The organism is Acinetobacter lwoffii (genome assembly GCF_024129685.1).
Lineage (GTDB): Bacteria > Pseudomonadota > Gammaproteobacteria > Pseudomonadales > Moraxellaceae > Acinetobacter > Acinetobacter lwoffii_X.
In genome coordinates this window covers 86,482-100,811 of record NZ_JAMXXL010000006.1, presented here as the reverse complement: position 1 = coordinate 100,811, position 14,330 = coordinate 86,482, and the positions used below count along the sequence as shown (strand labels likewise).

The window sequence follows — 14,330 nt, the reverse complement described above, 5'->3', positions numbered from 1 at the left end:
TAATTATTTGGCTTTTCCCGGCATTTTCAGATGGATCTGCTGACTTTCTTTAATCACTTCCATCACCGGATAACTGCGCGTTTCTTTAATTCCGGGCAATTGCCACAAGATCTGACCAGAGATTTTCCGGAATTCATCCATATTGGCACAGCGGATTTTTACCACGAAATCAAAACCGCCACTGATCATATGACACTCGATAATTTCAGGAATCTGCCGCACAGCATGGGAAAATTCATCTAAAACATTCGGCGTGGTTTTATCCAATAAAATTTCAACAAAGACCACAAAACCATTATTCAACATGACTGGATTGAGGCGCGCTTCATAGCCCACAATAAAACCTTCCCGGGTCAGCTTTTGTACACGCGCCAAGGCTGCTGTAGGCGACAAATTGACCAGTTCAGCCAGTTTGATATTGGATAGCTTGGCATCGGATTGCAATAAACCCAGTATACTAATATCTATACGGTCAAGGTTCAAATAAGGACTTGGCATTAGAATTATTCTCTAAAAAAATAGAAAACTATAGTGAGATATTCGTCAAATATTCTGTGATTATAGATTAAAACTCATTCACCTCAAAGAACTGATTGACGCAGTACAGGAAGTCACTATGCCAACCACTCTCCGCCCAGATTCAATTTTAGATTCAGCCCAGCACTCGAATTATATTGCTGAATTTAAACACAAAAACCAATACGAAGAACGTATTAATACGGCATGGCGTCGTGCTGAAACTGAATGCGTCGAAGAGTTATTGGCCCATAGTGAAATTTCTTCCGAAATAAGTGACAAGATTCAGGCGCTTGCCTTTGATCTCGCACATTCCTTACGTGAACGTAAAAGTTCCACTGGGAAAGCCGGTATTGTCCAAGGCTTATTGCAGGAATTTTCTTTATCCTCTCAGGAAGGCATTGCCCTAATGTGTCTGGCAGAAGCCTTGCTGCGGATTCCAGACAAAGCCACACGTGACCTACTGATTCGAGACAAAATCAATCAAGGTAACTGGAAAGAACATTTGGGCCAGAGCCAATTGATGTTTGTGAATGCAGCAGCCTGGGGACTGATGCTGACCGGCAAGCTGATGGAAACCCCACAGCAAAAAAGCCTGTCTAGCTTATTGACCGGTCTTTTGGCACGCAGTGGCCGCGGGATTATCCGTAAGGCTGTCGATGTTGCCATGCGCATGATGGGCGAGCAGTTTGTCACGGGTGAAACCATTGATGAAGCCCTGAAAAATGCCGAACCGTTGGAAGAAAAAGGCTTTCGCTATTCCTATGACATGCTGGGTGAAGCAGCACTGACCGATCCGGATGCTGAACGTTATTATCAGGATTATCAGCAAGCCATTCATGCTATTGGTCAAGCATCACAGGATAAAGATGTTTATGACGGGCCTGGAATTTCTATCAAGCTCTCTGCGCTGCACCCACGTTATCAGCGTTCACAAATGGATCGCGTGCATGATGAGCTCTATGCAAAAGTACTGAAACTCGCGGTCTTGTCCAAGCAATACAATATTGGTTTAAATATCGATGCTGAAGAAAGCGATCGCCTTGAAATTTCGCTGGAATTATTAGAACGTCTGTGTTTTGAACCGCAATTGCAGGACTGGAAAGGCATTGGCTTTGTAATTCAGGCTTATCAGAAACGCTGCTTCTATGTGGTGGATTACATCATTGATCTGGCGAAGCGCAGCCAGAAACGCCTGATGATTCGTCTGGTCAAAGGCGCGTATTGGGATAGCGAAATCAAAAAGGCCCAGATTGATGGAATGTCGGATTATCCCGTATTTACCCGCAAGGTTCATACCGATCTATCTTATATCGCCTGTGCGCGTAAGCTGTTGGCTGAACCGGATTATATCTACCCGCAATTTGCCACACACAATGCACAAACGGTAGCGACGATCTATCAACTGGCGCAACCTGAGCAGTATTATGCTGGCCAATATGAGTTCCAATGTCTGCATGGCATGGGCGAACCGCTATATGAAAATGTCGTGGGCGATCCAGCGAAAAATAAACTGGGTGTACCCTGCCGGATTTATGCGCCAGTCGGCAATCATGAAACCTTGCTGGCTTATCTGGTGCGCCGCTTACTGGAAAATGGTGCCAATACCTCCTTCGTCAATCGTATTGCTGACAAAACCTTGAAAATTGAAGATTTGATTGAAAATCCACAGCAAACCATTTTAAAGGCATCAAAACAAGAAGGCGTGATGGGTGCCAAGCATCCCCAGATTCCCTATCCGCAAGATCTTTATACCGATGCACGATTGAACTCTTCAGGACTCGATTTGGCCAATGATGCTGAACTCAGTATTTTAAATGAAGTCGCATCCAGTCTGGCAAATACGCAATTTCAGTCAGCTGCTATGGGAACGGCATTTAGCAGCGTGGATACGCCCCATGCAGTTCCAGTGATCAATCCAGCACACCATCAGGATGTGGTCGGCACAGTCTATGAAGCAACTTCTGAACAGGCCGAAATTGCACTCACTCAAGCAGTTAATGCACAAAGTTTCTGGGCCAATCTGCCAAAAAATGAGCGTGCTGCCTGCCTGAATAAAGCCGCAGAACTGATGGAACAGCGTTTGCTTCCGCTCATGGTTCTTCTTTCTCGCGAAGCAGGTAAAACCTATGCCAATGCGATTGCCGAAGTACGTGAGGCGGTAGATTTCTTGCGTTACTATGCAGCTCAAGTTTTGGATCTCAGTGACAATGTACAGATCCAGTCTTTAGGCACCGTTCTATGTATCAGTCCATGGAACTTCCCGCTGGCGATTTTTACCGGTCAGATTTCAGCAGCGCTGGTCGCTGGCAATACCGTGATTGCCAAACCGGCTGAACAAACACCGCTCATTGCAGCACAAGCCGTACAGATTTTATGGGAAGCCGGCATTCCGCAGGATGTGTTACAGCTATTGCCGGGCCGTGGTGAAACCATTGGTGCACAGCTCAGTGCAGATCCACGTATTCAGGGCATCATGTTTACCGGTTCCACCGAGGTCGCCCAAATTCTGCAAAAAACCGTGGCAGAACGAATAAACCAGTTTGGAGAAAGCGTCACCCTGATTGCTGAAACTGGTGGTCAAAACGCTATGATTGTGGATTCATCTGCATTGACTGAACAGGTGGTGTTGGATGTTGTGAGCTCTGCCTATGACAGTGCCGGTCAGCGCTGTTCTGCCCTGCGTGTCCTTTGTGTGCAAGAGGATAATCTGGAGGCTGTTCGCAACATGCTCAAAGGTGCCATGCAACAGTTGCGCGTTGGCAATCCGGTCTTGCTGAAAACCGATATTGGTCCAGTGATTGATGCAGAAGCCCAACAAAATATCCAAAAGCATATTGAGCAGATGCGCAGCAAAGGTCATAAAGTTCATCAGTTGACGTTTAATCAAGACCAGACAGAATTAACTTCAGGAACATTCATTGTACCAACCCTGATTGAACTGCCAAATCTGGATGATCTGGAACGTGAAGTGTTTGGCCCGGTACTGCATCTGATCAGCTATAAATATGGCGAACTGGAACAGTTGTTAGATCAGATCAACAGCAAGGGTTATGGCCTGACTATGGGTTTGCACACGCGCATTGATGAAACCATGCAAACCGTGATTGCGCGAGCAGAAGTCGGCAACCTGTATATCAACCGCAATATCGTTGGTGCGGTCGTGGGCGTCCAGCCCTTTGGTGGCGAAGGTCTGTCTGGCACCGGCCCGAAAGCAGGTGGCCCGTTGTATATCTACCGTTTAATGCATCAAGTATCCGAGAAAAAACTGGCGCAGCCTTATGCAGTTCAAGCGGGTCCAGCACTTGTTGAAAATAAACTTGTTCAGGAGTTTAAAGTCTGGGTAGCTAAAACTTTCCCAACTTTATCTTTAAAAGCACCTATGCAAATTGCGACTGGTCAAAGCTTTAGCCTGCAAGGTCCAACCGGTGAGGAAAATCAGTACCTAATCTTGCCACGAGAAAGTGTTCTATCTTTGGCACACACGGAGCAAGACCAGATTCAGCAAATTCTGGCAATTTTATCGGTCGGCAGTCGTCCTGCATTCCTAGCTGACAATACTTTTATTCTGAAATATTTACCAACCATGCCAGCCGCGATCAGCAAGCAATTTAAAGTGGTCCGGGATATTGAAACAGGGATATTTGATGCCGTCCTGCATCATAGTGACACCTCTGAATTGATTGATTTGCAGAAGCGCATTGCAACCCGAAAAGGTCCGATTATTGGTATCACCCATTTAAGTTCGGGCAACTATGATATTCCGGTCGAGCGATTTGTGATTGAACGCGCTATCAGTATCAACACGGCGGCGGCAGGCGGTAATGCCAGCTTGATGACGATGGATAATCTCTAAATCAGTCCAATCATCTCAGCATTTTTAGCTTAAATCTTTCCTCTTGATGGCCAAACCTCTCTCCTCAGAAGGTTTGGTCTTTTTTATGCAGCTTTTAAAGCGGCTCGACTACAATAGGCTTAGGCAGATCGGCAATTTTTTGCTACCATTTGTGCTTTAAAATATTTGCGATTTCTTACTGCATATGACTTCATCTTATCAGCAACAACTTGAAGCCAAAATTGAACGCATCAGCGCTCAGTTTGCCGAATATCAACCACCTGCTTTAGAAGTATTCCAGTCTCCTGAAAAATATTTCCGCATGCGTGCTGAATTTCGGATCTGGCATACTGAAGATGATCTGTTTTATGCCATGTTTGAACGTGACGAAAACAACAATAAAAAAGTGATTCGTATTGATGAATTTCTAATTGCAGACCGCAGCATTAATGACTTGATGCCACAATTACTTGAAGCATTCAAGGCGGATGCTAATCTGGGTCATCGCCTGTTTGAAGTCCATTTTCTGGCGACTTTAAGTGGTCAGGTTCTGGTATCCCTGATTTATCACCGCAAGCTGGATGAAAGCTGGGAACCTGCCGCGAAAGCCCTGGCGGAAAAGCTGAATATTAAACTGATTGGCCGCAGCCGTGGCCAGAAATTCGTCCTGACTGATGAATATGTGGTGGAAGAGCTATCGGTCTTTGACCGTCGTTATCAATACAAGCAGATCGAAAGCAGTTTTACCCAGCCAAATGCACAAGTTTGTCAAAAAATGCTAGAATGGGCATGTGATGCAGCGGAACAATCAGATAAAGATTTGCTTGAGCTCTATTGTGGCAATGGTAACTTCACCCTACCGCTTTCAACCAAGTTCCGCCGTGTATTGGCCACTGAATTAGCCAAATCTTCAGTTTATGCAGCTGAGTGGAATATTGAGCAGAACCGGATTGAAAATATTCAGGTTGCGCGTCTGTCTGCCGAAGAATTCACTCAAGCCTATAATGGCGAACGTGTTTTCCGTCGTTTGCAGGAAGCACAAATTGACATTTCGACTTATGACTTTGATACGGTATTTGTCGATCCACCGCGTGCTGGTATTGATGATGAAACGCTGAAACTGTTACAGCGTTTCCAGCGTATTATTTACATTTCTTGTAATCCAGATACCTTATATGACAATCTGAAACAGTTGTCTCAAACGCATAGAATCAGCAAGTTCGCCATGTTTGACCAGTTCCCGTATACGCACCATGTTGAGACGGGTGTCTTATTGGAAAAAGTATAAAGAGTTTGTTTCAATTTATTATATTGTTACAATAATGGAGCTTTTTAAAGCTCCATTTTTTATATTTAAAATCATATGTTTAATAATAAATATTGACTTGTACAGCAAGAAATATCGTTAGACCTTCGGGCTTCAATCGGAAATTTTCTAGCCTGACTGCTGCTTTTATCACATAGATCCTATTGCTTTATTTATTTAATTGGCTATATTTCACTCTATGTTAGGTTGTTGTATGAAGGCTCTATGAGTTTTTGGCAAAAGTTGTTTTCTAATGAACAACACAATGAACACAAGAATCAAATTGCTTGTGTTGAAAATGATTGCTCTTGCAAGACAAATGAACAGCTTCTTGAAGCACTTTCTAAAGCCACTGATGAAGAAATCATCGGAATTAAAAAGGTTCTGGTATCTCGCGGCTATAGCCGTAAAGAACTGAATGAACTTCAGCACTTGCCATTGCAGTAATCGGCCAAGATTACAGCCGTATAAAGAAAGCACTTGCGTAGTCAGGTGCTTTTTTTATGCTTGAAAGTTTATAGTTGAAGGGTTTGGTCTTCTCTATTTCAGCATAGTTTATTAACTCCAACTTTAAAACTTCAGAGATCAGGCAGGAAAACTCTAAACAACTCATTTGATCCCCTTTGATTTGAAGAAATGTTAAGGCTTGCTTAGGCTATTTAAAACCTTTATCAGAAGAATATGTTCTAAATTCTGCTTTCTTTAAATCCCTTTAAATTTGGCTTAATAACTCTTCAATTCTGATCTGAAACTCAGGCAAGGCATCGATTAATTTAGCAAAACACAGTACACTTCCTATTAAACGACAATGCTTTTTAAATGGCTTAATTCTGATATGCAACAGACTAAACGGTTTCCCATAGGCGCACACCTTATGGTTAAACATTTCGGTTATACCCATCATGGGATTTACGCCGGACGTGGTCGTGTCATTCATTATTCCGGCTTTGCGCATTTATTCAAGAAACGCCCCATTGAAATCACCTCGATTGAAAAATTCAGTCATGGCAAACCGATTCATATGCAGCATTATGACTCAGCAAAATATAAAGGTCGTAAAGTGGTGCGCCGCATGCGATCCAGAATGCATGAAAATAACTATCATTTGATTATTAATAATTGCGAACATTTGTGTACCTGGGCCATTACCGGCGTAGAAAGCAGCCCGCAAGTGATTTATATGATGAATCGTCTGACCACGATTGGTTATATCAGCTCGATGATGAGTTTTATGAACAGCATGTTCCTGACCCTGACCACCACCAGTTTCGCATTGGCGCTGTACATCAAGAAGAAGCTCAGAGATAAAGCCAATCTGCGTTTGCAACAATACCGTGAATTGCAAGATCAGGCTAAAACTAAAGTGTCAGACCTGACCAATCTTAAACATCGTTAATTTAAAGCTCAGCCTGCCGATGATTTTTTGTGAGCAAGAAATTTTAAGTTCGTGTTTACATTTTGAAGATTCAGATAAGGAATCAGGTTAAATAGCCTTTTCTGGCTTGAATCGCCTCAGGTAGTGCTTTACCTAAAGAGCTTAGAGTTTCCCGCTCGACCAGCCGTACAATTGAGTCTAGCGGCAGATCGTTGTCCTGCAGGCCAAAAGGTTCTTCCAGCTCCGCACTGAGTTCATCCAGCCCGAGCAGCATATAAGCAATCAATCCGACCAGTATCGGCGTCCACAGGCCTAAATTCGCCTGCAAACTGAAAGGCAAGATAAAGCAAAAAGAATAAACCGCGCGATGCAACAACACCGAATAAGAAAATGGTAATGGCGTTGACAAAATCCGGTCGCAACCGGCCTGAATATCTCCCAAAGCCACAGTGTGCTGATTCAGGTTGTTATAAATAATATCGCTGATCTTGCCCTGCTTATATTGCTGCACCAGCTCTTTTTGCATCTGTTCCAGCACCCATTGGGATGGATTGATTTGCATGGGCAATTGCTCAAATGACTTGGGTTCAAAACCGGCAGTGGCTTCATAAGCCTGAATACTGGGCGTTTGCTGTCTCAGCCGATCACGTAATAGATGGGTAAATAGCATCATGCGATATAGCAAAACTTCACGGATTTGATCATCTAGCACATGGCTGTCACGGCATAAATGACGTGTAGTTGCAATCAGCGCGCCCCAAAGCTTGCGCCCTTCCCACCAGCGATCATAGCAGGCCGTATTTCTAAAACTCAGAAAGATCGAGAGAATCACACCAAAGATGGTAAAACCAATTGCCGGGACGGTATGAAGGCTGACGAAATGCGCCTGACTCAAATACACTAGTAAAGCGGAAATAAAGACCACCAAGATTAATGCGGGCAGCACCTTGGGCAGAATCGTTCCCTGCCAGGCAAACAGTAAACCTAAACTATTATTCTTATCACGCACAATCATGGAATGTTCCCTGCTGTATTGAAAAAGCCCAACCAGAGTTGGGCTTTTTACATTCTGACTTAAACCAGCTTATTTGCCCGGTTTAAAGCTGTCCTTAAGATCAAGGATACGGTTGAATACCGGTTTTTCGCTGGAATGATCATATTGATCAGCCACAAAATAGCCTTCACGCTCAAACTGGAACCGGTCTTCCGGTTGTGCTTGCGCTAATGCAGGCTCAATCACGGCTTGAACCACCTTTAATGATTCAGGGTTCAGGTTTGCCAGAAAGTCATCACCCACTTCTGGATCAGATTCGGTGAACAGACGGTCGTAAATACGCACTTCCGCAGGAACACCCTTCGTCGCAGATACCCAGTGAATCACGCCTTTCACCTTACGGCCTTCAGGGTTCTTGCCTAGGGTTTCAGGATCAATTGAACATTTCAGTTCAACCACCTCACCATTTTCATCTTTAATCACATCGTCGCACTTGATCACATACGCATGACGCAGACGCACTTCACCGCCCGGAATCAAACGTTTAAAGCCTTTTGGTGGCTCTTCTTCAAAGTCTTTACGATCAATATACAGTTCAGTAGTCAATGGAATAACACGTTCGCCCATATCGACATTCGGATGACGTGAATGGGTCAGATCCATATCGGCTGGCAAGTTGGTTAAAGTCACTTTTAATGGATTTAACACAGCCATACCACGAGCGGCAGTGTTTTCCAGAGACTGGCGAATACAATATTCCAGCATGGCTACATCGACGATACTGCCATCAACCTTCGATACACCGACACGTTGACAGAAATCACGTAGACCTTCAGGTGTGAAACCACGACGACGCATACCGACTACAGTTGGCATACGTGGGTCATCCCAGCCCTGAACATAGCTACCTTCCACCAGTTTACGTAATTTACGTTTCGAGGTGATGGTATAGTCCACATTCAAACGGCTCGATTCATACTGACGTGGCACGGATGGTGATTTAACTTTTGCCACTACCCAATCATAGAACGGACGATGATCCTGGAATTCCAGGGTACAGAGTGAATGCGTAATGCCTTCAATCGCATCAGACAATGGATGCGCATAGTCATACATTGGATAAATTTTCCATTTATCGCCAGTCTGATGGTGTTCAGAATGCAGGATACGATACAGAATCGGATCACGCATATGCACGTTCGGTGAAGTCATATCAATCTTGGCACGTAATACAGCCTGACCTTCTGCATATTCACCGCTGCGCATTTTCTCAAAACGCTCCAGGTTTTCTGCAACCGTTGCATCGCGTTGTGGCGAGTTTTTGCCTGGCTCAACGAAATTACCGCGGTTCAAACGGATCTCTTCAGGGCTTTGCAAATCCACATAGGCATCGCCCTGCTCAATCAGCTGAACTGCCCAGGTATAAAGTTGATCGAAATAGCTTGATGCATAACGCGGCTCGCCTTCCCATTGGAAACCCAGCCATTTCACATCATTGGCAATACCATCCACATATTCCTGCTCTTCGGCATCCGGGTTGGTATCGTCAAAACGCAGGTTACACACACCTTTAAATTCTTCAGCAATACCGAAGTTCAAGCAAATTGCTTTCACATGGCCAATATGTAAATAGCCATTCGGCTCAGGCGGAAAACGCGTCACCACCTGTTGAGTACGACCAGCGGCTAAATCATCAGTAATGACCTGACGTACAAAGTCCAAGCCTGGTTGTTGTTCTTGCTGCTGCACTGAATCGACTGCATTGTTCTTCTGGGTCGGGTTCTCGGGCAGAGATGTCACAACATCATTTGGCTTCATGATCAATCATTCACTTCTAAAGTTAAAAAGGGATTAACGAATATTTCATCGTACAAGTTGTACGTATATTCATTATCAAAGTTCCTTAGTTTAACTATAGGTGCTTAATCTCTCAACCGCTAACTACGGTATTTGATTTCAATTCACTCATTTTAAAAAGTGAAAATACAGCAAGCTGCCCAAAACTAAAATATCAACACTTTACGAAACTGGAAAATGATTCAATTCGTGCCTGTCCGAAATATAACGCCCTGACTGGCTGCATTTGAAATGCCTTGATAAATCAACGTATAAATAAGGTATTATTTTTATGCTTTTAACAAAGAAAATAATGTTTTTACTTGCCTTGTCGAATGTAGTTTGCTTATGCTTCACTCATTCAGAAAAAACCATGGCACTCGTCCATGATCAGGAGATTACACAATGAGTTTTCCTCAAGTCGAATTAAACACCAATAAAGGTCGTATTGTTCTAGAACTCAATGCTGAAAAAGCACCTAAAACCGTAGCTAACTTTTTAGAATACGTACGTGACGGTTTTTATGACGGCGTAATTTTCCACCGTGTTATTGATGGTTTCATGATCCAAGGCGGCGGCATGGATGAAAACTTCAAAGAAAAAGCAACACGTGATGCAATCGAAAACGAAGCAGACAACGGCTTGACCAATGACGAAGGTACGATTGCAATGGCGCGTACTCAAGCACCGCATTCTGCTTCTGCTCAGTTCTTCATTAACGTGAAAAACAACTCATTCCTTAACCACTCTGGTAAAACTGCTCAAGGTTGGGGTTATGCCGTATTTGGTAAAGTCGTTGAAGGTATGGACGTTGTGAACGAAATCAAAAACGTACGTACTGGCAACCGTGGCTACCACGCTGACGTTCCTCTAGAAAACGTAGTAATCGAATCTGCAAAAATCATTTCTGAATAAAAAACGTCCTCTCCGTTCTTTTATGAGTTTTAAAGCAACGCTTTAAAACAGTGTAATGGAAAATCCCTCATATGAATGAGGGATCTAGAGAGGAATAAAAGGAAAAGATTCGTGACCTATCTGTTTATCTCAGATTTACATTTGTCACCTGATCACCCTCGACTTGTTCGGGGGTTTTTAGATTTATTAACTGAATATCAAAATCAAAATACCCAATTGTATATTCTGGGTGACTGGTTCAATGCCTGGATTGGTGATGACTATACCTCTCCATGGCTGGACGAAATTGTCACTGCATTAAAACAGTTTACTCAGGCTGGGAATCAGGTCTATTTTCAAGCCGGCAACCGGGATTTTGTCTTGGGAAGTAAATTTTTAGCTCGATTTGGCGGACAGCTTCTTCCCGAAATCGATCAGCTGATTATTGCCGGAACACGTTTTCGCCTGGAACATGGCGATGCACTATGCACCGATGATATTTCTTATCAGCGTTTTAAAAAAATTATTCGTCATCCCTGGCTACTGGGCTTCTTAAGAAAAACCCCGCTTTCATTTCGAACCAGACTGGCTAACCGCTTTCGTCAACAAAGCCATCAGGCACAACAGTTTAAAAGCTATGAAGTGATGGATGTCAACCCACATGCAGTTGAGCTGGCATTACAGGACGTAGATGTACTGATCCATGGTCATACACATCGCGCAGCTATTCATCAGTTAGCTAAGAAAAAAAGAATTGTACTGGGCGACTGGAAAGAAGACAGTGCTGAGATTCTGGAAATTCAGGAAGATCAAAATTTTGACACCCTGAAACTAAAAAAGTGGCGATATTAATCAGCCACTTTTTTACGATATTGATCTGCTTAACACAGACGATAAAGCTGATTTACCCCAGTATAGAAACTTTTACCATCGAGATTGAACTGAAATTCCTCACCCGTTGGCAATTGAATCATTTTACCGACTTCAACCCAGATAAAACCGTCCATTGTATTTTGCTTACGCTTTAATGGAACCAGTTTCACGTTAATTTCATTGCCATCAGCGGCAGTGGCAATATGCCATTCATTGATTTTGATCAAAATATTTACTCACACGATATGAGCTTTTTGTGACTATATGGAGAGAGATTAATAACAACCTAGTTTACATAATAGTTCTATGGTTAGTAGATCTTATTTGAGTTCAAATACTTGAACTGAAAAGTACATCACAATCAGCTTAAAATAATAATAGAAGCAAGAACAGTACTTGCTTGAAGTGCAACCAGTGTAAGCTATTTATCTAGCAAAAGCAAAATTACATTGTAATGACAATAGAATGGGATTTTTAAGAACTTTTCTCATGCTTTGTTAATTTTTAGGCTTTTAACTCTTATTATCTAAAATTCATTTTAATGTTATTTCATTTATATTTATAAACAAAACCTGTCTTTAAATATTTGAAAATCAATATTAGAGACATGAAACTCAGTGCGAGGTACAACAAGTTCCACTCTCCTGTCTTTTGATAATTAAGGATTAAAAGAATAGCATTTAAGGCTGCAAACAGTACGTGAATCATAAAAGAGCTTGTTGCGCTCGTCTAGTTCTTTGCTGACGTTTATTCTTTAAGGTGTTCTGCTGTTTTTGTAAAAATTGTTCTACTTCTTGAAGGTTCATTATGATTTTCTTATAGTTGAATGAATAGCTCATCCCCCAACAATTTCTGGTTAAAAATAAACCAAATATCCAGTTAAGCTATTCATTCAGAATCTCTAGTTGATTAATAACCGCTAGTCGGATTATTCACATTGATATCCTTTTTATATTTCCCCAATAGATCACGTAAGGAATTCATCAAAACACTGGTATCTACGCCCACTGCTACAAACTCAGTGCCAAGTTCGATATATTTTAGCGTCACTTCATGCTGGGTTGACAGAATTCCTGCAGCTTTGCCTGCAGAACGAATCCGCTGGATTGCATCAATTACAGCTTTTTGTACTTCAGGATGATTCGGATCACCTTGATAACCCATAGTGGCAGATAGATCAACGGCGCCAATAAACACGCCATCAATCCCGTTGATCTGAAGAATAGCATCCAGATTTTCAAGTCCTGTGACCGATTCAATCTGGATTAATAAACAGATTTCTTCATGTGCCGTCTGATAATAATTTGGAATGCTGTTCCAGCGGGTGGCACGTGCCAGTGCAGCACCAACGCCACGAATTCCTTCAGGCGGATAACGGACTGCCCTGACCATGAGTTCGGCCTGTTCCACGGTTTCTACCATCGGAATCAACAACGTTTGTGCACCGATATCAAGGAGTTGCTTGATCAGTTGTACGCTACCAATGGGTGGTCGTACCACTGCTTGCGAGGGATAAGCAGCAATACTTTGCAGTTGCGACAAAGTCGTTCTCAAATCACTGGGTGCATGCTCACCATCAATCAGCAGCCAGTCATAACCTGCATTTGCCGCAATCTCGGTGCCATAGGCATCTGCCAATCCAATCCATAAGCCGATTTGCTGCTGGGTTTTCAGTTTGTGTTTAAAGTAATTGGTCACTTGCATCCGCTAACCTATTTGCATGTTGCTGGCGATGCCTCTTATTAAACGCTTCTCGCTTAAAAGTGCCAATAGACAAAAACTGGATTTTAATCTGATTTAACTCTAAGTTTTGCTTGAATCCAGCTCAAGATCATCTCAAAACAGGCTTTGCCTGATGCTTTTTTATTGTAATAATCAGGGGATGTGAAAAATGTATATATTTAAAACTTCTACTCGCTGTTTATTTAAAAAGATTGGAGCCCATTGATGGATTTACTCAAGATCACGCAGACCCGCTATACCACTAAAGCCTATGATCCTAGCAAGAAAATCCCGGCAGAACAGTTCGAGCGCTTATTAGAAATTTTGCGTCTGACACCCTCTTCAATCGATATTCAGCCTTGGCATTTTTTTATTGCCGATCATGATGCAGCCAAACAGCGCATTGCCAAAGCGTTGGTTGGTACTTATGCCTACAATGCACCCAAAGTTCTGGATTCATCCCATACCATTTTATTCTGCACCAAAGCCGATATTAATGAGTTGCATCTGGAAAACTTATTGAACCGCGATGATCTCAGTGGCCGATTTAAAGATGAATCCGCCAAAGAAGGTCAGAAAAATACCCGTGCAGGTTATATTCATTATTATCGTAATGAAAAAGGTGATATTCAGCGTTGGGCTGAAAACCAGACCTTTATTGCACTCGGTCAAATGCTCTTGGCTGCCGGAATTGAAGGTGTCGATGCCACACCAATTGGCGGCTTTGACGAAGAGATGATTAGTGAAGAATTACAACTTGCAGAACAAGGCTTGATCCCCTCTGTATTGCTGACTTTAGGCTATCGCAGTGAAAATGATTTCAATGCCAAACTACCTAAATCACGCCTACCTGCTGAAGATATTTTCACCAAACTGTAAGGAATTTATGCTATAAAAGGGGTCAAGCGCCCCTTTCCATATCAATTCGGGCCTATTTTTTGCTTTATTTAATTTACATCTAATAGAATAACAATAGAGG

Annotated in this window: 12 protein-coding genes; 7 read left to right on the top strand and 5 right to left on the bottom strand. The window is 42.7% G+C overall.

What is annotated here, in order from left to right:
• Positions 1–3 precede the first annotated feature (3 nt).
• Complete coding sequence (locus NI464_RS04645; RefSeq protein WP_114540748.1) at positions 4–498, bottom strand: Lrp/AsnC ligand binding domain-containing protein; 495 nt, start codon at positions 496–498, stop codon at positions 4–6.
• Positions 499–616: 118 nt separating this feature from the next.
• Here NI464_RS04645 and putA point away from each other — a divergent pair, with 118 nt between their 5' ends.
• From putA to NI464_RS04625, 4 genes are all read left to right on the top strand, one after another.
• The gene (putA, locus tag NI464_RS04640) at positions 617–4,372 is read left to right on the top strand and encodes a trifunctional transcriptional regulator/proline dehydrogenase/L-glutamate gamma-semialdehyde dehydrogenase (RefSeq protein ID WP_253137858.1); all 3,756 of its coding nucleotides are present in this window, start codon (positions 617–619) and stop codon (positions 4,370–4,372) included.
• A 184-nt stretch (positions 4,373–4,556) separates the two neighbouring features.
• The gene (gene trmA, locus NI464_RS04635) at positions 4,557–5,639 is read left to right on the top strand and encodes a tRNA (uridine(54)-C5)-methyltransferase TrmA (RefSeq protein WP_253137857.1); all 1,083 of its coding nucleotides are present in this window, start codon (positions 4,557–4,559) and stop codon (positions 5,637–5,639) included.
• A gap of 243 nt (positions 5,640–5,882) precedes the next feature.
• Entirely contained in the window at positions 5,883–6,104 is a 222-nt protein-coding gene (locus NI464_RS04630) for a hypothetical protein (protein WP_253137856.1), read from the top strand.
• A 388-nt stretch (positions 6,105–6,492) separates the two neighbouring features.
• Positions 6,493–7,053, top strand: coding sequence for a lecithin retinol acyltransferase family protein (locus NI464_RS04625; RefSeq protein WP_026055785.1), 561 nt, complete (start codon positions 6,493–6,495; stop codon positions 7,051–7,053).
• An 82-nt stretch (positions 7,054–7,135) separates the two neighbouring features.
• Here NI464_RS04625 and NI464_RS04620 read toward each other — a convergent pair whose 3' ends face one another.
• Both NI464_RS04620 and NI464_RS04615 read right to left on the bottom strand, forming a co-directional pair.
• Entirely contained in the window at positions 7,136–8,047 is a 912-nt protein-coding gene (locus tag NI464_RS04620; protein ID WP_253137855.1) for a bestrophin family protein, read from the bottom strand.
• A gap of 69 nt (positions 8,048–8,116) precedes the next feature.
• The gene (locus NI464_RS04615; protein WP_253137854.1) at positions 8,117–9,844 is read right to left on the bottom strand and encodes a glutamine--tRNA ligase/YqeY domain fusion protein; all 1,728 of its coding nucleotides are present in this window, start codon (positions 9,842–9,844) and stop codon (positions 8,117–8,119) included.
• Positions 9,845–10,267: 423 nt separating this feature from the next.
• Here NI464_RS04615 and NI464_RS04610 point away from each other — a divergent pair, with 423 nt between their 5' ends.
• A complete protein-coding gene (locus tag NI464_RS04610; RefSeq protein WP_004279844.1) occupies positions 10,268–10,777 on the top strand; it encodes a peptidylprolyl isomerase in 510 nt (169 codons plus the stop codon).
• 111 nt (positions 10,778–10,888) lie between these two features.
• Positions 10,889–11,608, top strand: a complete 720-nt coding sequence (locus NI464_RS04605) for a UDP-2,3-diacylglucosamine diphosphatase (protein ID WP_004279845.1) — start codon at positions 10,889–10,891, stop codon at positions 11,606–11,608.
• 29 nt (positions 11,609–11,637) lie between these two features.
• Here the strand turns inward: NI464_RS04605 and NI464_RS04600 are convergent, their stop codons facing one another.
• Positions 11,638–11,856: a hypothetical protein gene (locus tag NI464_RS04600; RefSeq protein WP_004279847.1), complete on the bottom strand. Its 219-nt coding sequence runs from the start codon at positions 11,854–11,856 to the stop codon at positions 11,638–11,640.
• A gap of 682 nt (positions 11,857–12,538) precedes the next feature.
• Positions 12,539–13,333, bottom strand: coding sequence for a 4-hydroxy-2-oxoheptanedioate aldolase (hpaI, locus tag NI464_RS04595; protein WP_253137853.1), 795 nt, complete (start codon positions 13,331–13,333; stop codon positions 12,539–12,541).
• 243 nt (positions 13,334–13,576) lie between these two features.
• On the opposite strand from hpaI, the gene nfsB reads away from it, so the two are divergent.
• Entirely contained in the window at positions 13,577–14,230 is a 654-nt protein-coding gene (gene nfsB / locus NI464_RS04590; protein ID WP_253137852.1) for an oxygen-insensitive NAD(P)H nitroreductase, read from the top strand.
• Positions 14,231–14,330 lie beyond the last annotated feature (100 nt).